Source organism: Asanoa ishikariensis, assembly GCF_900107455.1.
Taxonomy (GTDB): Bacteria; Actinomycetota; Actinomycetes; order Mycobacteriales; family Micromonosporaceae; genus Asanoa; species Asanoa ishikariensis.
Genome location: NZ_FNQB01000001.1, coordinates 1,443,064 through 1,462,398 on the forward strand (window position 1 = coordinate 1,443,064; position 19,335 = coordinate 1,462,398).

Here is a 19,335-nt window from a genome sequence, read left to right on the forward strand (position 1 = left end):
ACCTAACTTGGGCGCGGGAGGTCGGAGATGGAGCGGTACGAGCGCGGCGACGAGATCGCCCGGGGAGCGGTCGGCACCGTATGGCGCGCGGTCGACGGGGAGACCGACGAGCCGGTGGCGATCAAGGTGCTCCGGCCGGAGGCGGCCGCGGAGCCCGAGTTGGTCGCCGGCTTCGCGGCCGAGGCGCAGATCCTGGCGGGGCTCGATCATCCCGGCGTCGTCGGGCTGCGCGGCACGACCACGTTCGACGGTGCCCCGGCGCTCGTGCTCGACCTGGTCGATGGCGAAGACCTGCGCCGCCGGGTACGGCGGGACGGCCCGGTGCCGCCGGCCGTCGCCGCGCACATCGCGGCCCAGGTCGCCGACGCGCTGGCCTATTTGCACGGCCGGGGGATCGTGCACGGGGACGTCAAGCCGGCCAACCTTCTCGTGCCCGCCAACGGGGGGCGGGTCCGACTGACGGACTTCGGCGTGGCGCGGCGGATGGGGGCGCGCCGCGCGGCGGTCCTCCACGCCACGCCGGAGTACGTCGCACCCGAGGTGGTCGGTGGCGCACCGGCCGGGCCGGCGGCCGACGTGTACGCGCTCGGGATCGTCCTCTACGAACTGCTCACCGGTCGCAGCCCCTACCGTGGTGGCCAACCGACCCAGGTGATCGCCCGGCACACGACGTGCACTCCCGTACCGCCGCCCGGGCTGCCCGCGGTGGTCTGGCCGGTGATCGAGGACTGCGTGGCCGCCCAGCCCGACCGGCGCCCGGCCGCCCGACTGCTCGCCGCCCGGCTGCGCGGGCTGGAGCCGGCCCTCGACGGCGCACCCACGCTGGCACCCCTGCACGGAGAACAGGTCACCTGGTGGCCCCGACCGGGTGGCGCCACTGTGGCCCGTGCGCCGGTCGCCTGGGTGCCGCTGCGGGCCGCGCCGGTCTCGCCGGCCTCCGCTTACGCCGGCGCTCTGGTCGCCATCCCGCTCGCGGGACTCCCGGAGGCAGGACCGCCCCCTGTGGATCCGGGGCGACCGCCCCGTTCGGGTCGACATCGGCGTGTCGCGTTGTTTGGTGCGGGGGTGGCGGTGGTCACGCTCGTGGTGGTCGCCGCGCTGGCGATCCTGAGTGGTGGCAGAGGTGCCGGGCCGGACCTGGGACCTTCCTGGCAACCCGAGGCGGGCTCGCCACCTGGGGTGAGCGACACCACGGTTCCCGGGGGTCCCAACGCTCCCACCAGCACCGGAAGCCCGTCGCCGGTGGTCGGCGAGCTACTCGTGCCACCCGACCTGGGGCCTGTGCCCGGTATCGGAGAACTCATGCCTTCCATGCCTCCGACGACATGATCAAGGCTTTTGCAGCCGATACCGCCCGCCTGGCTTCATTGTCCTTAGCAGACTGTCTGTCACAGACAGTGCATTGTGGAGACGCCTAGTTTTTGATCAGTCGAAATCCTGGACGAGGGGCCGCCTGCGTGCGACCTTTGAGTTATGGCGGAAACTGACATCAACCCCACGGCGGCCGCACTGCTCGGTCTGCTCCACGAAGGACCGATGACCGGCGGGCAGCTGATGGCGTCCGCCGAGCGTCGGCTCGGCCCTTACTGGTCGATGACCCGCAGCCAGGTCTACCGCGAGCTGCCGGCGCTGGCCGAGCAGGGCTACGTACGTCTCGGCAAGCCGGGTCCCCGTTCCAGCCAGCCCTACGCGATCACCGCGTCGGGCAAGCGGGCCTTCTCCCGCTGGCTCAGCGAGACGCCCGGCCGCGATGCCGTGCGCAACCCGACGGCCCTTCGGGTGGCCTTCGGCCAGCAGCACTCCGGCGGCCAGCTCAAGGAGCTCTACGCCAACGCGAACGCCTACCACAGCGAGCAGTTGGCATCGGCCCGCGAGCAGGCCCGCGAGGCGAAGAAGGAAGGCGACTCCTACGGTGCCGCCGCCCTCGACTTCGCGATCAACTACCACAAGGCCGCTCTCAGCTGGCTCAAGGCAGCACCGGCCAAGTAGTACGCGAACCTGATCCCTCGCTCGGCGGGCGACCCCGCTGAGCGAGGGACCGTGTACAACAGCGCTACTCTTTTATGTTGTGACCGCTGCCGATTACTCCGACCAGCTCAAGACTCTCGATGCCACCCTGCGCAACATCGAGGCCGTGCTCGACCTCGACAGGCTGCGCCGGGACAAGGCTGACCTGGAGGAGCAGGCGTCGGCACCCGATCTGTGGGACGACCAGGCGAAGGCGCAGGCGGTCACCTCGAAGCTTTCGCACGTCAACAGCGAGATCGACCGGCTTGGGAGCCTGCGCGGCCGGCTCGACGACGCGCACGTGCTCCTGGAGCTGGCCGAGGGCGAGGACGACCCGGGCACCCTCGTCGAGGTCGGCTCGGAGCTGACCTCCCTGCACAAGGCCATCGAGGAGATGGAGGTCCGGACCCTGCTCTCCGGCGAGTACGACTCGCGGGAGGCGCTGGTCGCGATCCGGGCCGGCGCGGGCGGGGTGGACGCCGCCGACTTCGCCGAGATGCTGCTGCGGATGTACCTGCGCTGGGCCGAGCGGCACAACTACCCGACCGAGGTCTACGACACCTCGTACGCGGAAGAGGCCGGTCTCAAGTCCGCGACCTTCGCCGTGAAGGCGCCCTATGCCTACGGGACGCTCAGCGTCGAGTCCGGCACCCACCGGCTGGTCCGGATCAGCCCGTTCGACAACCAGGGCCGTCGCCAGACCAGCTTCGCCGGCGTCGAGGTGCTGCCGGTGACCGAGACGACCGACCACATCGACATCCCCGAGAACGACATGCGGGTCGACGTCTACCGGTCGTCGGGTCCGGGCGGCCAGAGCGTCAACACCACCGACTCCGCGGTCCGGATCACGCACATCCCGACCGGCATCGTGGTCACCTGCCAGAACGAGAAGTCGCAGCTTCAGAACAAGGCGTCGGCGCTGCGCGTGCTCCAGGCCCGGCTGCTCGAGCGCAAGCGCCAGGAGGAGCAGGCCAAGCTCGACGGTCTGAAGACCGACTCCTCCGGCTCCTGGGGCGACCAGATGCGCTCCTACGTCCTCCACCCTTATCAGATGGTGAAAGACCTTCGAACTGAGGAGGAGACGGGCAATCCGTCTTCGGTCTTCGATGGCGAGATCGATGAGTTCATCGAGGCCGGGATCCGTTGGCGGAAGCAGCGCGAGTTGGAGACAGACCCCGCGTAACCCGTTATCTACGGTGACTGTCTGTGTGTGCATCCGTCTAATGTGTGGAATAAATTTCGGCCTTTCCGGCAAACCGGGCACGATGGATGCCTTGAGGCTTGGAGTTTTCGTTACACCGCGTAGACTCACGACCCGTGATTCAGCTCGAGCACGTGACCAAGACCTATCCGAAGGCTTCGCGGCCCTCGCTTGACGAGGTCTCCGTCGGGATCGAGAAGGGCGAGTTCGTCTTCTTCATCGGCCCGTCGGGATCCGGCAAGTCGACGATCATCAAGCTGCTGCTGCACGAGGTCCAGCCCAACAAGGGCAGGGTGCACGTCAACGGCCGCGACGTCACGGCGATGCGGTCGTGGAAGATCCCGGCCTTCCGCCGGCAGATCGGCTGCGTGTTCCAGGACTTCCGGCTGCTGCCCAACCGCACCGCGTACGAGAACGTGGCCTTCGCCCTGGAGGTCATCGGGAAGACCAAGGCCGTTGCCCGGCGCGTGGTCCCCGAGGTGCTCGAGCTGGTCGGCCTCGGCGGCAAGGAGCACCGCTACCCCCACGAGCTGTCCGGTGGTGAGCAGCAGCGTGTCGCCGTGGCGCGCGCGTTCGTCAACCGGCCGCTGATCCTCCTGGCCGACGAGCCGACGGGAAACCTCGACCCCGACACGTCGATCGAGATCATGCGGTTGCTCGACCGGATCAACCGCACGGGCACGACGGTCGTGATGGTCACCCACGACTCCAACATCGTTAACCAGATGCGCCGGCGCGTCATCGAGATCGAGAGTGGTCGCATCGTGCGCGACCAGGCCCGGGGCGTTTACGGCTGAGGTGCGGTCCCCCGTCGCGCCTTTGCTACCCGGCAGTCGTTAGTCCAGTGGAGCTCCGGAAGGAATCCCCCCGATGCGGTTGAAGTACGTCATGTCCGAGGTGATGGTCGGACTGTGGCGCAACGTGACGATGACCGTCGCCATGATCATCACGATGGCAGTTTCGTTGACGATGCTGGGCGCCAGTGGCCTGATCTACGCGCAGGTCAAGGACATGAAGGCGTACTACTACGACAAAATCGAAGTCGCCATCTTCCTGAAGCCCGAGATCACCGACGACCAGCGCACCACGCTCGAAGGCTCGCTGAAGTCCGACCCCTTGGTTCGTGAGGTCATCTACGAGTCCAAGGACGAGGCGTTCAAGAAGTTCCAGACGATGTTCTCCGACGTGCCGGCGGTCGTCGACGCGGTCAAGCCCGGCCAGTTGCCCGAGTCCTTCCGGGTCGGCCTCAAGAACCCTGAGCAATATCAGGCGGTACGCGAGGCGTACGTGGGCAAGGACGGTGTCGACCAGATCATCGACCAGCGCAACCTGCTGGAAAAGATCTTCAATATCCTCGGCTCGGTGCAGACTATGGCGCTGGTGGCGGCCAGCGTAATGGCGATCGCGGCCCTGTTGCTGGTCGGCAACACGATCCAGGTCGCGGCCTACAGCAAACGCCGAGAAGTCGCGGTGATGAAGCTGGTCGGTGCGTCCAACTGGTTCATCCAGGCACCATTCGTGCTGGAGGCGGTGGTCGCCGGCGTCTTGGGTTCGATCATCGGCTTCGGAGCGCTGGCCCTCGGCAAGGTGCTGCTCCTGGACGGTTCGCTGTCGGAGCTCACCGACCTGCTGACGCCGCTGTCCTGGAGCAAGGTCCTGGTCATGCTGCCGCTGATGGCGCTGGCCGGCACCCTGGTCAGCTCGATCACCGCCTGGGTCACCCTCCGCTTCTACCTGCGGGTCTAAGGGTCTGGGGTCTGCTGAGGCGCCCGTCCTGTCGCGAGAGCGGCGGGGCGGGCGTTGTGCTATATACCGCTTGTTACTCCGTTTCGCCTTTGTGCCCTCTGCGCCGTAGGTAGCGTCAAGCCCACGTGCGGGTGAAGGGTGCAAGATGTACTCCTATCGCAGGAAGAGTCCAAAATTAGCGGCACTGTTGGCCCTGGTCGTGCTCGCCACGATCGCGCCGGCGGGGGCCGCCCGAGGCGACCCGAGAGGCGACAAGAAACGGATCGACGCCGAGGTCGCCCGGGCGTCTTCGATCTTGGAGGGCGCCACCGAGCGCGCTCAGCAGGCGGCCCGCCAACTCGTACTCGCGAGCGGGAAGCTCCCCGCCGCACAGGAGCTGGTGATCCAGAGCCAAGGTCAGGTCGTCGCCGCCCAGGTTCAGGCGGAAACGGCACAGCGCAAGGCGGACGATGCCCAAGTGGCCGTGTCCGCCGCGCAGAAACGGTTCGCGGTCGCCGACCAGGAACGCCGGGCCGGTCAGGAGCAGATCGGGGAGCTCGCCGCCGCGGCGTACAAGGGTGGCCCGCTGGCCAACCTCAACGTGCTGATGCGGGCGGAGAACGCATCCGACACGCTCTACCGGTTCACCTACGTCGACCGGGTGGTCACCGAGCAGCGGCGGACGATTCGCGGCTACATCGACGCGCTCGCCATCGCGCGTCGCGAGGAGAACGACGCCACCCTGGCCCGCGCCGCGGCCGACGAGGCGATGCTCAGCGCGGACACGGCCCTCGACGACGCGTCGGTCGCCGAGGACCAGGCCGAGGACGCGGTACGCGAGGTCGCCCAACTCGTGCGGCAGAAGGAAGAGGCGCTGACCGTCGCCCAGGAGGAGCGGGCCGCGAGCCTCCAGAAATACAAGGAGGCCAAGGCCGAGGAGGCCCGGATCGCGGCGGCGCTGCGGGCCTGGGAGGCGAAGCAGCGGGCGGCGGCCGAGGCGAAGCTGTCGGCCGGGCGGTTGTTCGTGCCGGTGCGCGGCTACAAGTCGAGCGACTACGGCAGCCGGTTCGACCCGTACTACCACGTCTGGCAGCTACACGCGGGCGTGGACCTGGCCGCCGACGGCGGCACACCGATCCACGCCGCGTCGGCCGGCACAGTGATCATGGCGGGCTGGAACGGCGGCTACGGCAACTACACGTGCATCAGCCACGGCAAGTACCGGGGCAAGTCGATGTCGACCTGCTACGGGCACCAGTCCAAGATCCTCGTCCACGAGGGACAGAAGGTGAAGCGCGGCCAGACCATCGGCCGGGTCGGCACGACCGGCGCGTCGACCGGCGACCACCTGCACTTCGAGGTCCGGATGAACGGCGACCCGGTGCAGCCACTGGGCTTCCTGCCACCCTGCCTCTGCTGACCGGATCCTCGAACCGGCGGGCCCGCGTCCCTGTGACGCGGGCCTTGCCGTGTGCACCCCGGACCGGAACCCAGGTGTCGGCGGCGCGGGTGGCGGGTAGCATTGCACAGTTGTCCGAGCGAAAGAGGTCAAGGTCGTGCCGCGGGAAAAAGGCCGCAAGAACGTCACGTCCAACCGCCGGGCCTGGCACGACTACGCCATCACCGATACCTACGAGGCGGGGATGGCGCTGACCGGCACCGAGGTCAAGTCGCTGCGTGCGGGCCGGGCGTCCCTGGTCGACGCGTTCGCCCAGGAAAAGGGCGGCGAGTTCTATCTCTACGGGATGCACATCCCGGAATACAGCCAGGGCACCTGGACCAACCACGAGCCCCGGCGCACGCGCAAGCTGCTGCTCAACCGGGTCGAGATCGACAAGCTCCAGGGCAAGCTCAAGGAGAGCGGGCTGACCCTGGTGCCGCTGTCGGTCTACTTCAACGACGGCTGGGCCAAGGTCGAGCTCGGGTTGGCGCGCGGCAAGAAGGCCTACGACAAGCGCCAGGACCTGGCCAAGCGCGACGCCGACCGGGAGATCCAGAAGGCCGCCGGCCGCCGCAGCAAGGGCATGGAGTGATTCGTCCCCTGGTGGGCGATTCTAACCTCGGGAAGAAACGACTAGCGCGACACGTTAATCTGTAGTGGCTGCGGCAGTCGCAGCACGAGGGGGTGACTGGTTTCGACTTCGTCCGTTGCGACAGGGGAAGCGAGCCGAGGAAGCCAACGTCGTCTCGAAAATCGGTCGTTGGAAACTTATAAGCGCCAAGCAGAATCGCGCTCAGTTCGCCCTCGCCGCCTGACGGCGGGTTAGCGAACTTGTCGGCCTGGGAGTGCCTTCGGCCCAGATTGCCGGCATCAGCTAGAAGGCTGGCCAACCGGTCCCGGTCGCGGGGACCGCACGGCGAGATTAATCAGCGACTGGGCCCGTCTCACCGACTCGCTCGTGTGATCGGTGGGGCCGAGTAAGGACATAGCGAGCTGCGCTCGGAGAAGCCCTGACAAGGCGCCGAAGGACCCGGGTTCGATTCCCGGCACCTCCACGAGAGGGTGGGCGAGGTCTGTCTGCTTTACAGCGACAGACCTCGCCCACTCGTTATTCCGGCTCCGGGGGCCGAGCCCCCGGAAAACCCCTACGGTTCAGGTCACGTGGCTGCGCAGGTGACTGTGGGTGTGGCACTTGTGCCTGAGCCGAGTAGGCCGAAGGTTGTGCTGGCTCCGGCTGCCACGGAGCCGTTGTAGCCTGCATTTCTTACTGTCGCTGTGCTACCACTCGTTGTGGCTGTGCCGTTCCAGACCTGGGTTACCTGTTGGCCGTTGGCGTAGGTCAGCGTGACTGTCCAGGCGGTGATGGCTCTGGAGCCGGCGGTTACTCGTACGTCTGCTTGGAAGCCGCCCGTCCATGCGCCGGCCTGGGTGTAGGCGGCGGTGCAGCTGGCTGAGCCGGCTGGCGGAGTTGTCGGTGGGGTCGTGGGCTGGGTGGTTGGCGGCGTCGTGGGGTTGTTGGTGGGTGGCGTGGTGGGGTTGCTGCCGCCGAAATTTACGTCGCTGCAGAAGTAGTAGGACTGGTCCATGTGGCTGGCTTGCCAGATTGTGTAGAACATGGCTCGGCCGCTGCGGGCTGGGACCGAGACTGGGATGTCGATCTGGACGCCTTGGCTGGCCGGTTGCCACTGGGAGGCCGGGGTGTAGCCGATCTGGCTTACCAGGGTCAGGTCGCTCCAGCGCAAGGGCTGGGTTGTTGGGTCGTATCCCGATCGGGTCACGTAGACGCGGATGTAGTCCGCTCCGTGGCTGGCTTGGTCTTGTAGGCGTAGGGAGAAGCTGGTGCTTACTGAGGCTGCTCGCCAGTTGCCTACTGTGTCCATGGCGTTGTAGCGGCCTCCCTCGGCGTGGCCTCCGCTGCAGAGTTGGCCGTCGGGGACGTTGGCTTGGTGGTTGCCGGCCAGGTTTTCTCGGTACAGGCCGTTCCAGTTCCACATGGCGTTGGGGTTGGCCTGCCAGGCCTGCCAGCACATGGGGTCTTCCGTGGCCATTTCTGGCGCTTGGAAGCGCGAGCCCCAGCGTTCCCAGCAGCCGTAGTTGCGGGACGCTGGGTTGATCACGCTGCCGTGGGCTGACGCTGGCGAGGTGGGTAGGAGGACGACGATTGCGGCTGCCAGCGCGATGAGCGGGACGGCCAGTAGTCGGGCGATGCGCATGAGAGCTCCACGAGTCGTAGACGGAAGCTGCCCCTCGCTTCCGTTCGCTACGTCGCTCCCGCGGCGCGCTCAGGGTGCCATGACGTATGCATGACAGTCAATGGAGGCCCACCAGGCCCGGTGCGTAGGCCACCGCTACGAAGCGGACGATGCGGCCCGTGAGGCAGAGGATCGCGAAGACCGGCAGGGCCATGGGTGTACGGGCGACGTAGACCGTTGCTGCGATCAGGGGTGGTATGCCGGCGGTGGCGCTGACGAACAGCAGGGCCGCGGAATACCGGGGCTTGTCCAGCAGCGCGACCAGCGCCGTCATCCTGTCGCGGAACGCCGACGGGCGGGCCGCCTTCTTCGGCTTGTCGACGATCCGGCGCAGCAGTGAGCCCTGGAGCAGGCCGCGCGTGGCGAGGAAGATGACCACCTTGCCGGCGGTCTGGCCGATCGCGGCGGCTACGCCGGCCAGGAGCGGTGCGGCGTCGGTGGTCGCCGTGAGGCCGATCAGGTACGCCTCGACCGGGGTGAACGGTTGGAACGCCGATGCGAAGCCGACTGCGGCGACGCCGGCCAGGCTGACGACGTCGGCGCTCATGCCTTATGGCCACATGCTGGCCCGCCACGGGTCAACCCGTCGCACGGCATTCACGACGCTCGGATAAACCAGACATATAGCCTCGACGGCATGGCGCATGCGCACGGACCGGTCGGCCCGGCGCCCCGGCGCACGCGGATGGTGATGGCGGCGATCCTGGTTCCGCTCGCGCTGCTCACCGTGATCGGGCTCGCCGTGCTCTGGCCGTACACGGGGCCGCAGACCATCGCCACCGACCAGCCGCCGCGCGTCGACGCGACCGTGACCGCCGTGCGGCCGCAGCCGTGCCAGCAGCGCGCGGCCCGCCAGTGCGGGTCCGTGACGGTGCGGCTGACCAGTGGGCCGCAGTCCGGCCAGACGGTGACCGCGACGATCCCGGAGGGACCCGGCTCCCCGGTGGTGTCGGTCGGCGACAAGATCATCGTGGGGGAGAACGCCGCACCGGGCGGTCCGACGCAGTACGCGGTGCTCGACCATCAGCGCGGCGTACCCCTGGCGGTGTTGATCGGGCTCTTCGCACTCGTGGTCGTCGCCTTCGGACGCTGGCAGGGGCTGGCGGCCCTGATCGGGCTGGGCGTCAGCTTCGCGATCCTGCTGACCTTCATCCTGCCGGCGATCGCGGTCGGCAAGCCGCCGCTGCTGATCGCCATCGTCGGCGCCGCGGCGATCATGTTCATGGTCCTGTACCTGACGCACGGCTTCAGCGTGCAGACCTCGGTGGCCGTGCTCGGCACGCTGATCAGCCTGGCGCTGACCGGCGGGTTGGCGGTCGCGGCCACCGAAGCGCTGCACCTGACCGGCTTCGGCAGCGAGGACACCGGCCTGCTCGCCGTCTTCCTCGGCGAGATCGACCCGCGCGGCCTGTTGCTGGCCGGCATCGTGATCGGCACCCTCGGCGTGCTCGACGACGTCACGGTGACGCAGGCGGCCACGGTCGGCGAACTCGCCGCGGCGAACCGGACCCTCGGCGCCCGCGCCCTTTACCGCTCCGCCACCCGCATCGGCCGGGCGCACATCGCCTCGACGGTCAACACCATCGTCCTGGCGTACGCCGGGGCGTCGTTGCCGTTGCTCCTGCTGGTCATCATCGGCGGCCAGCCGGCGTCCACGGTGCTCACCAGCGAGTTCATCGTGGACGAGATCGTCCGCAGCGTCGTCGGCACCATCGGCCTGATCGCCGCGGTCCCGGTGACCACGGGCCTGGCCGCTCTGGTGACCGCCCCGCGCTGACCTGGCGGGACTCCTGATCGGAGCTCGGCTGATAGAGTTCGGCCGATGTCGACGGACGCACCGGAAGACTTCGCGGCCCGGCTGCGGGCCGCGCGAGCCCGGGGTGCGACCCCCGCGACCGGCTCGGGGCAGGGCACGGCCTTCGCCGGCCAGGTGCGGGTGTTCGCGACCGCCGGCCGGCTCGACCAGATCGAGCTCGAGCCCGCGCTCCTCCGGTTGCACCCCGACGAGCTGGGCGCCTACGTCGTCGACGCCGCCAACGCCGCCCTCGCCGACGTCGCCGCGGACGAGACCGCGCCGGTCGATCCGGTCGTGCTCGACGCCGCGTTGCGCACGGCCATGGAGTCCGGCTCCGCGATGATGCGCACCATCTCCGAGTCGCTCGGCGACGTCATGTTCAAGCTGCGCGAGCGCACCGGGATGAGCGGCGACCCGGGCACGCAGGGGCTGTCCTCTGTGCTCGACGAGGCCGGCGACCTGCTGCGCATGGCCAGTCGCGACGACACGACCGCGCCGGGCGAGCAGACGGGCGAGGGCGCCGCGGGTGCGGTGATCGCGACGGTGCGGGCCGGGCCGCGCGTGGTGGAGATCGGCATCGCCGCTCGCGCGCTGCGGCTGGGCGCCTACGCGCTGGCCGAGGAGATCGTCACGGCGGTCAACGACGGCCTCGACCGGCTCGGGGAGGCGACCGCGGCGGAGCCGGCCGGACCCGTGGCGGCCGAACGGATCCGCGACGTCCAGGACGCCAGCCTGGCACACATGCGTGCCTACACCGGTGCCCTGCGCGCGCTGCTGGGCAGCGTCGGCGGGCCCGAGCCAACCACCCGTGAACGGAGCGACGATGGCTGACCTGGGCGTCGATTCGGCGGCATTGCGCTACTCGGGCGGCGGTGTGCGGAACACGGCCGAGGACATGTCGCAACGGCTGGCGGCATTCCAGTCCGAGCTGGCCTCGTACGGGCAGCCCTGGGGCAACGACGACCTCGGCTCGCTGATCGGCATGGCGTACGAGACGGTGCTGGACGTGGCGATGGACTGCATCACCGAGAACCTCGGTGGCCTCGCCGAGGACGGCGCCGGGCTGGTCGGCATGGCCGACTCCTACGACGCCGTCGAGCAGGAGAACGTGGCGGGCAGCCAGGCGTTCGACGGCCGGCTCGGCTGATGGGGCTCCAGCTTCCCGGCGAGCTCACGGGACTGCTCGCGATGCTGGGCTACACCTGGCCCGAGGCCGACGAGCAGAAGCTCTTCGAGATGGCGCAGAGCTGGGTGACGTTCGGCGGCGGGCTGCCGGCGGACCTTGCGGCCGCACACGCGTACGCACAGCAGGTCTGGACCAACAACGAAGGCCAGGCGGTGCAGGCGTTCCAGGCCGCGTGGTCGGACCCGGAGTCGTTCAGCGCCAACCTCGACGACGCGGGCGTCGCCTCGACGATCGTCGGCGCGGCCCTGATGGCCTGCGCCGGCATCGTGCTCGCGTTGAAAATCAACGTCATCGTCCAGCTCATCATGCTGGCGATCCAGATCGCGCAGGCGATCGCCACGGCCGCGGTCACGTTCGGCGCCTCCCTGCTGGAGATACCCATCTTCAAGGAGATCACCGGGCTGATCCTCGACCAGCTCATCGATCTCGCGCTGCAAGCGGTCCTCAATGGATGATCGTGGCTAGGGCGGGCCGCGCGGGCAGCGGTGGCAGTGCCGGCCTGTTCGAGCCGGCGCTGCGCTGGATGCGCAAGAAGGTGCAGACCAGCCGGCGGCACCACCACGTCTTCCGCGGCGAGGTGCGCGGCACCGCCCCCCGTGGCCCGCAAGGCAGCGGCTGGCACCACCGGTTCATGGGCCAGGACCCGCCGGACCGCCGGGTGGTACGGGTGACCCGGCAGGGCGTCGACGGCACCTACGCGGCCGACGTGGAGATGCGCGGCGGGCCGGCCGGCGCGTGGTACCCCAAGCCCGCCGGCAGCTCGTTCTTCCCGGATAATTGGACGCCGCAGCGGGTCGACCGCGCGATCAACGACGCCTTCGACAGCGGCGGTACGATCCCCGGCACCGGCGGCCGGCGCTGGCGCGGCATGGCCGACGGCGTGCTCATCGAGGGCTCGTACCACCGCAACGGAAGGACGTGGAACTCAGGATGGCCGATCGTGTCATGAGCGGGGTGACCTTCTACCGCGACGAGTACGGCGGCCCCGCCTTCCGTCCCCGCGACGACTCGTGGAGCGCGATCGGCTCGCTGATGACCGGCGACGTGCAGAACGTCGCGACCTGGGCGCTGCGGCTGCTGGCCTACGTCGACGACGTCGCGGCCGGGCGCAGCGCCACCGAGACCTGGCAGGGCAACTCGTGGCAGGTCGAGATCAGCAAGGCCGGCGTCCACCTCCAGGACCTCCACTCCGACGACTGGACCGGCACGCACACGCTGGCCGAGACCCGCGCCGTCCTGCTCGAATACCTGCGTTTCCTGCTGCCCGGCCTCGACGAGCGGCGCGGTGAGCTGACCACCTGGGAACGCGCCGAGGGCCGCGAGCACCCCAGCCGCGCGGCCGTCGAGACCCGCTGACGGGCGGCGGGCGGCGCGGCATCCTGGCCCACGCCGCCCGTCCCCGGGGTGTGGCCTAGCGCGCCGCGCAGGTCAGTGCGGCACCAGGGCCGTTGCCGGTGCCCTGGAAGCCGAACTCGGTCGACTGTCCTGATGCGAGTGACCCGTTGTAGGCGACGTTGGTGAAGCTGTTGCCGTTCCGGTTCGCGTTCCAGACGCTGGTGATCGCCGCTCCGGCCGGCAGGGACACCGTGACCGTCCAGCCGTTGACCGGTTGCGCTCCGGCGGTGACCCGGATCGTGGCGACGAAGCCGCCCGTCCACTGGTTGACCGCCGCCGACGCCGTGCAGCCCGCACCCGCCGGGGGAGGGGTGGTCGGTGGCGGGGAGGTCGGCGGCGGAGACGACGGTGGCGGCGTGGTCGGGCCGTCGGTCAGGGTCGGTGTCTGCCAGTCCCGCCACTCGGCCAGGTTGCCCGCCTTCCGGCTGGAGACCCGGAACGTACCGGCGGCGTTCCCGGTCCTCAGCAGGAACTTCTGGATGTGCTGCTGCAACGGGGCGCGCCATTCGGACCGCGCCGCGCAGTGGGTGCCGTCCGACACGTCGGACCAGTACGTGATGTTGTCGCCCGCGCCGAGCGCCTTGTAGACCTCCGCGCCCGCCAGCGCCGCCACGCTGCCGGAGCGGGCCGCCAGCCAGTCGATGTGCGGGTTCTCCATGATGAACAGGCCGCGCGGCGCGACCATCGCCACGACCTCGTGCGTGTCGATCGGCAGCGAGCCCGGGTTGCCGGTGAACGCGCTGAACGCGTCGCCCAGCCAGGGCTGCTCCCCGTACGCGCTGCTGAGCGGCTGCGCACCGGACTCACCCGGAATCCCGCGCAGGATCGGCACACCCGCACTGCCCGACTCGATCGGCATCGTGAGCGCGATCCGCTGGTCGAACGCACCGACCGCGAACGCGCCCTTCCCGTACCGCGAGCACCCGGTCACGCCCATCGCGTCGGCCCGCAGGACGCTGCCGCCGGACTGCTCGACCACGTCGATGATCCGGCTGGCCCCCCACGCCCAGGCGGCGAGCAGGCCGGTGGTGCTCGTCGCGCCGTAGATGCTGTAGAACGCGCCCTGCTTGTTGTTGCGCGGCGTGCCTTCCCGACCCACGGCGAGCGGGTCGTACGAGATGACCGCCGCACCCGCGGCCCGGATGGTGGCCGTATCAGCGCCGAACCCACCCACCACGATCACGGCCGGGAACGGCCCGCTGCCGCTGGTGGGAAGCTGGACGCCGGCCGAGAAGCTGGCGGTGCGGCCGTTGTGGGTCACGGAGACGGTGATGTTGCCGCTGGACACCGTGCCGGTGACGCCGGCCGGCTTGCCGGGCTTGTCGCCGTACACGTGGCGTTCGGCGAGCTCTTTGATCTCGGCACGGCGGCAGCGCCAGTCGGACTTCGACGAGATCCGGGTGCCGGCCACCGTCCGGAACGGATCCGGAAGCCGGGAGCTGGCGGCGGTCGATCCCGAGCCGGGCACCGGGCAGTCGGTGCCGTCGTCCTCGACCGCGGCCGCGGCCGCCAGGCCGGCTGTGCGCGTCACCGCGACGCCGGCGACCGCCAGCACCGCGACCGACAACAGGACGAGCGCCATGCGAAGGCGAGAGCGGGTGAGCACTGGGCTCTCCTTCCGGGTGATCGATGAACATGGATGCCCAGACAGGCTCAACATTCGGTCGGCGCGGTGGGGAACGTCAATATGTTCCGGAAACTTTCGGCAGCCACACCTCGATGTCGGGCGTGGTCGCCCGCCGCGAGCGCAAGTGCCGGCGGAGCTTGCCGAGCGCGGGATGGGGGTTGTCGGCGCGCCAGATCAGTGACATCGGGTAGACCGGCGCCGGGTCGCGCACCGGAATGCGGCGCAGGTCCCAGCTATCCGGCCACAGATAACGCGAATGCTCTCCGACCAGGGTCGACAGCGATGCGGAGTCCGCGAGCTCGGCCAGCAGGGCCTCGTTCCCGAAGACCGGCCCGACGACGTCGATGGTGAGCCCGAACGCGGCGGCGAGCTCGACGTAGTAGTCGGCCCACTCGCTGCCAGGTGCCATGCCGGGCATCCAGATCCGGTGCGCGGCTAGCTGGGCCGGCGTGACCGCCTCGGCGTCGGCCAGCGGGTGGCGCGGGCCGACCAGCAGCTCGTGCCGCTCGTCGAGCACCCGGGCGGTCCTGATCGCGGCCGGCAGGCGGCGCACGGTGACCGCGTGGAAGGTGGCGTCGACCGCGCCGGCCTCCACGGCGGCGATCGCGCCTTTGCCGTCGACGTCCAGGGTCACCACGTCCAGCGGGAGCTCGGGATGCGCGCGGTGGAAGTCCTGCAACAGCACGGCCGGCGCGGTCCGCCGGCTGTGGACGTCGATGCGCAGCGCCCGCCGGCCGGGTCGCACGGACGCGTCGGCCCGGTCCGCGACGCGGAGCAGCTCGCGGGCGTGGGGCAGGAAGGCCTGGCCGTCGACGGTGAGCTGGACCCCGCGCGCCGACCGGGTGAACAGCCGCACGGACAGGTCCTGCTCCAGGGCGGCGACGCGCTTGGAGACCCCCTGCTGGGTGATCGCCAGCGCGGCGGCGGCCTCCTGGAACTGGCCGGCGTCGGCAGCGGCGACGAACGTACGCACGGCTTCGAGATCCACCCCGCGACCTTAGAGCCACAACCAACCGTTGTGGCTCGCCGCCGGTGGCGTTGTTTGATGCTGGCCACCCGGCCTTGCTTGGATTCGACGCCATGGCGGGACGATCTCTGAGCCGGCAGTTCCGGTTGTTGTGGGCGGCGTACGCCGTCAGTGCCTATGGCTCCGGGCTGGGCTTCGGTGCGTTGCCGCTGATCGCCCTGCTGGTGCTGGACGCCGGCCCCGCCCAGGTGTCGGCGCTGGCCGCGGTGGGTCCGGCGGTGGGCGCGCTGATCGCGGTGCCGCTCGGGCCGTGGGTGGAGTTCCGCCCGAAACGGCCGGTCATGATCGCGATGGACCTGACCCGCTTCGCGGCGATGATGACGATCCCGGTGGCGTACGCCTTCGGGAAGCTCAGCTTTGGGCAGTTGCTGGTCGTCTCGGCCGTGGTCGCCGCAGCCAAGATCGCTTTCAGCGCGGCCAGCGGTGCCTACCTCAAGGCCCTCGTCCCGCCGGCCGACCTGCTCGTGGCGAACTCGCGGTTCGAGTCGACGACGTGGAGCTCGATCGCGGTCGGACCACCGCTCGGCGGGGCCGCGATCGGCCTGTTCGGGCCGGTGACCACCGTGGTCGCCGACGCGCTGAGCTACCTGCTCTCCGCGCTGGGGATCACGGCGCTGGGTGGCGGCCGGGAAGAGCGCACCGCGCCGCGCCGGCTCCGGGGCGGCGAGCTGCTCGACGGGTGGCGACACATCCTCCACCACCCGGGGCTGCGGTCGCTCTACCTCAACCACCTGGTCGTCGCCGGGCTGATCATGGCCACCGAGCCGCTGCTGGCCGTCCTCCTGCTCCAGGACCTGGGCTTCGCGCCCTGGCAGTACGGCCTCGCGTTCGCCGTGCCCTGCCTCGGCGGGCTCGTCGGCTCCCGCCTCGCCCGCCGGGTCGTGGCGCGCCACGGCCAACACCGGATCCTGCGTACCGTCGGCACGCTGCGCGCGGTCTGGCTGATCGGCCTCGCGTTCGTGCGGCCCGGGTTCGTCGGTCTCGTGACCGTGATCGCGGTGGAGATCGCGATCATCATCAGCATGAGCCTCTACAACCCGGTGCTCGCGACCTACCGGCTGGAGCACACCCCGGACGACCGCGTCGCGCGTACGCTCTCCGCCTGGTCGGTCAGCAGCGGCGTCGCCATCGCCGTGCTGAGCGCGCTGGGCGGCGTGCTCGCGGCCGCCACCAGCCCGCGCACGGCCATCGCCGTGGCGGGCGTGCTGATCCTCGCGAGCCCGTTGCTGCTGCCTTCGCGTCGTCAGTCCGCGGCGAGTCCGGCCACCGTTGCCGGGAGCCCGCCCCAGGACCCGATCGGCGACAGGCTGCCGCTGGCGCCGACGGACCAGCCGAAGACCTGGCAGGACTCGGCATCCAGTGCGTAGAGGAACCGTCCGTCGGTGGTGAGGTCCTCGTCGCGCAGCCCGGTGTGGCCCGCGATGCCGACGCCGGCGGCCGCATCGTCGAGCGTGAGGCTGCCGTCGTCACCGATGGCGTACCGCGAGATCCCGCTGTCGGCGAAGTTTGTCGTATAGAGGAAGCGGTTGTCGTCGGACACCACAGCCCAGCAGATTTCGCTGCGCCCGTTGCCGACCGATGCCGACACCGGGGTCAGATCGCCTCCCGTGGTGGCGTACGAGGAGGTCGCCGCCTTCCCCTTGGCCGCGCCGAACGCCTCGACGACCAGGAGGGTGCCGTCGTCGGTGAACGCAAAGCCGTACGGCGTCTGCCCGGACGACGACCACGTCCGCGGGTCGCCGAGCTGACCGTCGGAGCCCACCGGGTAGCTGACGATCGCGTTGGTCGCCCGTTCGGTGACCACCAGCGCCGAGCCGTCCGGGCTGAACCCGACCTGGGCCGGGTCGGCGCCCGCCTCCAACGCCCGCGTCGACCCGGCGATCGGCTCCAGGCCGCCGCCGGTCAGCCGGAGCCCGCACACGGACGGGTCACCGGTGTTGAGCACGTACACCAGTCCGTCATGCTCGGCCGCGCTCTTCGGCGCCGATCCGACCGCGGTCGTTCCTCTCGCCCGAGGCCCGTCGCCGTCGACCGCGAAGAGCGACACGTCGTCGCTGCCCGCGTTGGTGACGAGCAGCGCCCGCGCGTCGCCGGTCAGCGTCGTGGAACCCTGTGACGCGAGATGCGGCACGCCGTCCCCGTCCCCACCGGTCGCGATGGGACCAGGGTCCGACAGCGCACCGTTCGGACTGGTCCGGAAGACCACCACTTGGTTGCCGTCACGCTCATTGCTCTGGACGTAGACCGCACTAGGCGCCGAATCGGTCCGCATGTCCGAATCTCCCCCGACAATCGACTAAACGACTGCCATACCCGCCCTCCGCCACCTCAATCGCCGACACGTCTCCTGCGCTAGCTGTGGCGATGATCAACTATCGTCCCTCCCGGGGGGCAACACGGGAGGAACGAGAATGGTTCTGTTCAACGCGAGACGGTCGCTGGGTGTCGCAGCCGCAACGGCTCTGTCGGTCCTCGCGACAGCGGCGCCCGCGGTCGCCGCGCCGCCCGACTCGATCGAGACGCCCGTCGTCACCACGCCGGGGGTCGCCCACTGGGTCGGCACACCGATCACCTTCGAGCTCTCGCCCGGCGGGACGACCCTGCCGAAGCGCTACCGGTACGTCGTCAACGGGCGTACCCGGTCGGTCGTGGCGACGGCCGGCAGCGCGACGATCACGTTGACGCCGGCGGGTCGCACGACGGACCTCACCGTCCAGGCGATCGGGGCCGGCGGCGTTGCCAGCCCGACCGTCCACCGCACGCTGCTCTCGCAGCTTGCCGACCCGGCCGCGGAGCACGATCTCAACGGCGACGGCGTTGCGGACCTGTTGACTGTCGGCCACACGGACGCGCTGGCGTCCGGGCTCTGGCTCGCTGCCGGTGGCCCGAAGCGCAACGGCCGGGTGCGGGTGCCGGCCACGAACATCGGCGTCAATGGCGTTGACATCGGCAGCGGACCCGAGGCGTACGACGGCGCCCAGGCGCTGACCGGACGATTCACGGGCGACAACTTCCAGGACGTGCTGGTCTACCGCCCCGAGATCGGCGACACCTTCATCCTCGACGGCACCGGCGACGGCTCGCCCCTCGACGTCCGCAGCGGCAGCATGCACTATCTGCCGGGAGGCGTGCTGACGGACCTCAACGGCAACAACCCGAGCCAGCTCGCCAACGCGTACGACGCTTCGGGCAACGGTCTCTACTACCCGGACCTGATCGGCATCAGCGGCGACTACCTCACCTACTACCCGAACGCCAACGGGCTCGGCAACTACTTGTTCACCGTCCAGCTCGACACCCCGACACCCACCGGGGGCACCGACTGGCCGAACTGGACGATCGCGTCCACGGTCCTGCCCACGGGCACCGCGATGTACCTCTGGAACCGCCAGACCGGCGACCTCTACCTCTGGGAGAACCTGGCGTTCACCGACAACGGCGACATGACGGGCTCGCTCGACTTCACCGCATACCTGGTCGCCACCGGCTGGAACACCGGCACGACGCCATCGACCCTCCAGGCCACCGACATCAACACCGACGGCGTGCCGGACCTCTGGTCGGTCGCCTCGAACGGCACCGCGACCGCGTACCTCGTCAGCGACCTGTCCGCGTCTGGACCGGCGAAGATCCGCGCCAAGGCGCCGCAAATCCTCTCCTGATGCCGACGAACCCACCG

The 19,335-nt window shown here is 69.8% G+C and carries 18 protein-coding genes, 1 other RNA gene and 2 pseudogenes; 16 read left to right on the plus strand and 5 right to left on the minus strand.

All coding sequences use genetic code 11. The features are described from left to right. Positions 1–27: 27 nt before the first annotated feature. The 8 genes from BLV39_RS06795 to ssrA all read left to right on the plus strand — a co-directional run bounded on the left by BLV39_RS06795 (position 28) and on the right by ssrA (position 7,432). Positions 28–1,329: a serine/threonine-protein kinase gene (locus BLV39_RS06795; RefSeq protein WP_090788466.1), complete on the plus strand. Its 1,302-nt coding sequence runs from the start codon at positions 28–30 to the stop codon at positions 1,327–1,329. A 144-nt stretch (positions 1,330–1,473) separates the two neighbouring features. Then, a complete protein-coding gene (locus BLV39_RS06800; protein ID WP_090788468.1) occupies positions 1,474–1,989 on the plus strand; it encodes a PadR family transcriptional regulator in 516 nt (171 codons plus the stop codon). Between the two features lie 79 nt (positions 1,990–2,068). After that, positions 2,069–3,190, plus strand: coding sequence for a peptide chain release factor 2 (gene prfB, locus BLV39_RS06805; RefSeq protein WP_090788470.1), 1,122 nt, complete (start codon positions 2,069–2,071; stop codon positions 3,188–3,190). A gap of 134 nt (positions 3,191–3,324) precedes the next feature. After that, complete coding sequence (gene ftsE, locus BLV39_RS06810) at positions 3,325–4,005, plus strand: cell division ATP-binding protein FtsE (RefSeq protein ID WP_090788472.1); 681 nt, start codon at positions 3,325–3,327, stop codon at positions 4,003–4,005. Positions 4,006–4,078: 73 nt separating this feature from the next. Then, positions 4,079–4,954: a permease-like cell division protein FtsX gene (gene ftsX / locus BLV39_RS06815; RefSeq protein ID WP_090788474.1), complete on the plus strand. Its 876-nt coding sequence runs from the start codon at positions 4,079–4,081 to the stop codon at positions 4,952–4,954. A gap of 145 nt (positions 4,955–5,099) precedes the next feature. Further along, positions 5,100–6,353 (plus strand): peptidoglycan DD-metalloendopeptidase family protein, encoded by a 1,254-nt coding sequence (locus BLV39_RS06820; protein WP_090788476.1) that lies wholly within the window; start codon positions 5,100–5,102, stop codon positions 6,351–6,353. A 136-nt stretch (positions 6,354–6,489) separates the two neighbouring features. After that, positions 6,490–6,966 (plus strand): SsrA-binding protein SmpB, encoded by a 477-nt coding sequence (smpB, locus tag BLV39_RS06825; protein ID WP_090788479.1) that lies wholly within the window; start codon positions 6,490–6,492, stop codon positions 6,964–6,966. 88 nt (positions 6,967–7,054) lie between these two features. Next, positions 7,055–7,432: a transfer-messenger RNA gene (ssrA, locus tag BLV39_RS06830) on the plus strand. Between the two features lie 99 nt (positions 7,433–7,531). Here the strand turns inward: ssrA and BLV39_RS06835 are convergent. Further along, positions 7,532–8,587 carry a lytic polysaccharide monooxygenase gene (locus BLV39_RS06835; protein WP_090788481.1) on the minus strand — a complete coding sequence of 352 codons (1,056 nt, stop codon included), beginning with the start codon at positions 8,585–8,587 and terminating at the stop codon, positions 7,532–7,534. 97 nt (positions 8,588–8,684) lie between these two features. Continuing rightward, a complete protein-coding gene (locus BLV39_RS06840) occupies positions 8,685–9,173 on the minus strand; it encodes a hypothetical protein (protein ID WP_090788483.1) in 489 nt (162 codons plus the stop codon). A gap of 90 nt (positions 9,174–9,263) precedes the next feature. On the opposite strand from BLV39_RS06840, the pseudogene BLV39_RS06845 reads away from it, so the two are divergent. The 6 genes and pseudogenes from BLV39_RS06845 to BLV39_RS06870 form a co-directional block, all read left to right on the plus strand. Next, a pseudogene (locus BLV39_RS06845) lies at positions 9,264–10,391 on the plus strand (YibE/F family protein); the annotation flags it as partial. A gap of 57 nt (positions 10,392–10,448) precedes the next feature. Beyond that, positions 10,449–11,252, plus strand: coding sequence for a hypothetical protein (locus BLV39_RS06850; RefSeq protein ID WP_090788487.1), 804 nt, complete (start codon positions 10,449–10,451; stop codon positions 11,250–11,252). Next, a complete protein-coding gene (locus tag BLV39_RS06855) occupies positions 11,245–11,568 on the plus strand; it encodes a hypothetical protein (protein WP_090788489.1) in 324 nt (107 codons plus the stop codon). The genes BLV39_RS06850 and BLV39_RS06855 overlap by 8 nt, the downstream gene beginning before the upstream one ends. Then, positions 11,568–12,062 (plus strand): WXG100-like domain-containing protein, encoded by a 495-nt coding sequence (locus tag BLV39_RS06860; protein WP_090788491.1) that lies wholly within the window; start codon positions 11,568–11,570, stop codon positions 12,060–12,062. Before BLV39_RS06855 ends, BLV39_RS06860 begins: the two co-directional genes overlap by 1 nt. Further along, complete coding sequence (locus BLV39_RS06865; RefSeq protein WP_090788493.1) at positions 12,059–12,556, plus strand: EndoU domain-containing protein; 498 nt, start codon at positions 12,059–12,061, stop codon at positions 12,554–12,556. The genes BLV39_RS06860 and BLV39_RS06865 overlap by 4 nt, the downstream gene beginning before the upstream one ends. Continuing rightward, positions 12,538–12,963, plus strand: coding sequence for a hypothetical protein (locus BLV39_RS06870; RefSeq protein ID WP_143049660.1), 426 nt, complete (start codon positions 12,538–12,540; stop codon positions 12,961–12,963). The genes BLV39_RS06865 and BLV39_RS06870 overlap by 19 nt, the downstream gene beginning before the upstream one ends. Before the next feature lie 55 nt (positions 12,964–13,018). Here the strand turns inward: BLV39_RS06870 and BLV39_RS06875 are convergent, their stop codons facing one another. Together BLV39_RS06875 and BLV39_RS06880 are read right to left on the minus strand one after the other, a co-directional pair. Then, on the minus strand, positions 13,019–14,584 hold the full coding sequence (locus tag BLV39_RS06875; protein WP_090788497.1) for a glucuronyl esterase domain-containing protein: 1,566 nt from the start codon (positions 14,582–14,584) through the stop codon (positions 13,019–13,021). 100 nt (positions 14,585–14,684) lie between these two features. Beyond that, positions 14,685–15,617: a LysR family transcriptional regulator gene (locus tag BLV39_RS06880; protein ID WP_090788499.1), complete on the minus strand. Its 933-nt coding sequence runs from the start codon at positions 15,615–15,617 to the stop codon at positions 14,685–14,687. Between the two features lie 92 nt (positions 15,618–15,709). Between BLV39_RS06880 and BLV39_RS06885 the strand changes: the two genes are divergently transcribed. Continuing rightward, on the plus strand, positions 15,710–17,023 hold the full coding sequence (locus BLV39_RS06885) for an MFS transporter (protein ID WP_090788501.1): 1,314 nt from the start codon (positions 15,710–15,712) through the stop codon (positions 17,021–17,023). 305 nt (positions 17,024–17,328) lie between these two features. Here the strand turns inward: BLV39_RS06885 and BLV39_RS43985 are convergent. Further along, positions 17,329–17,928 (minus strand): annotated as a pseudogene (locus BLV39_RS43985) (beta-propeller fold lactonase family protein); the annotation flags it as partial. A 139-nt stretch (positions 17,929–18,067) separates the two neighbouring features. On the opposite strand from BLV39_RS43985, the gene BLV39_RS06895 reads away from it, so the two are divergent. Next, on the plus strand, positions 18,068–19,318 hold the full coding sequence (locus tag BLV39_RS06895; RefSeq protein ID WP_090788504.1) for a hypothetical protein: 1,251 nt from the start codon (positions 18,068–18,070) through the stop codon (positions 19,316–19,318). The last annotated feature ends 17 nt before the right edge of the window (positions 19,319–19,335 follow it).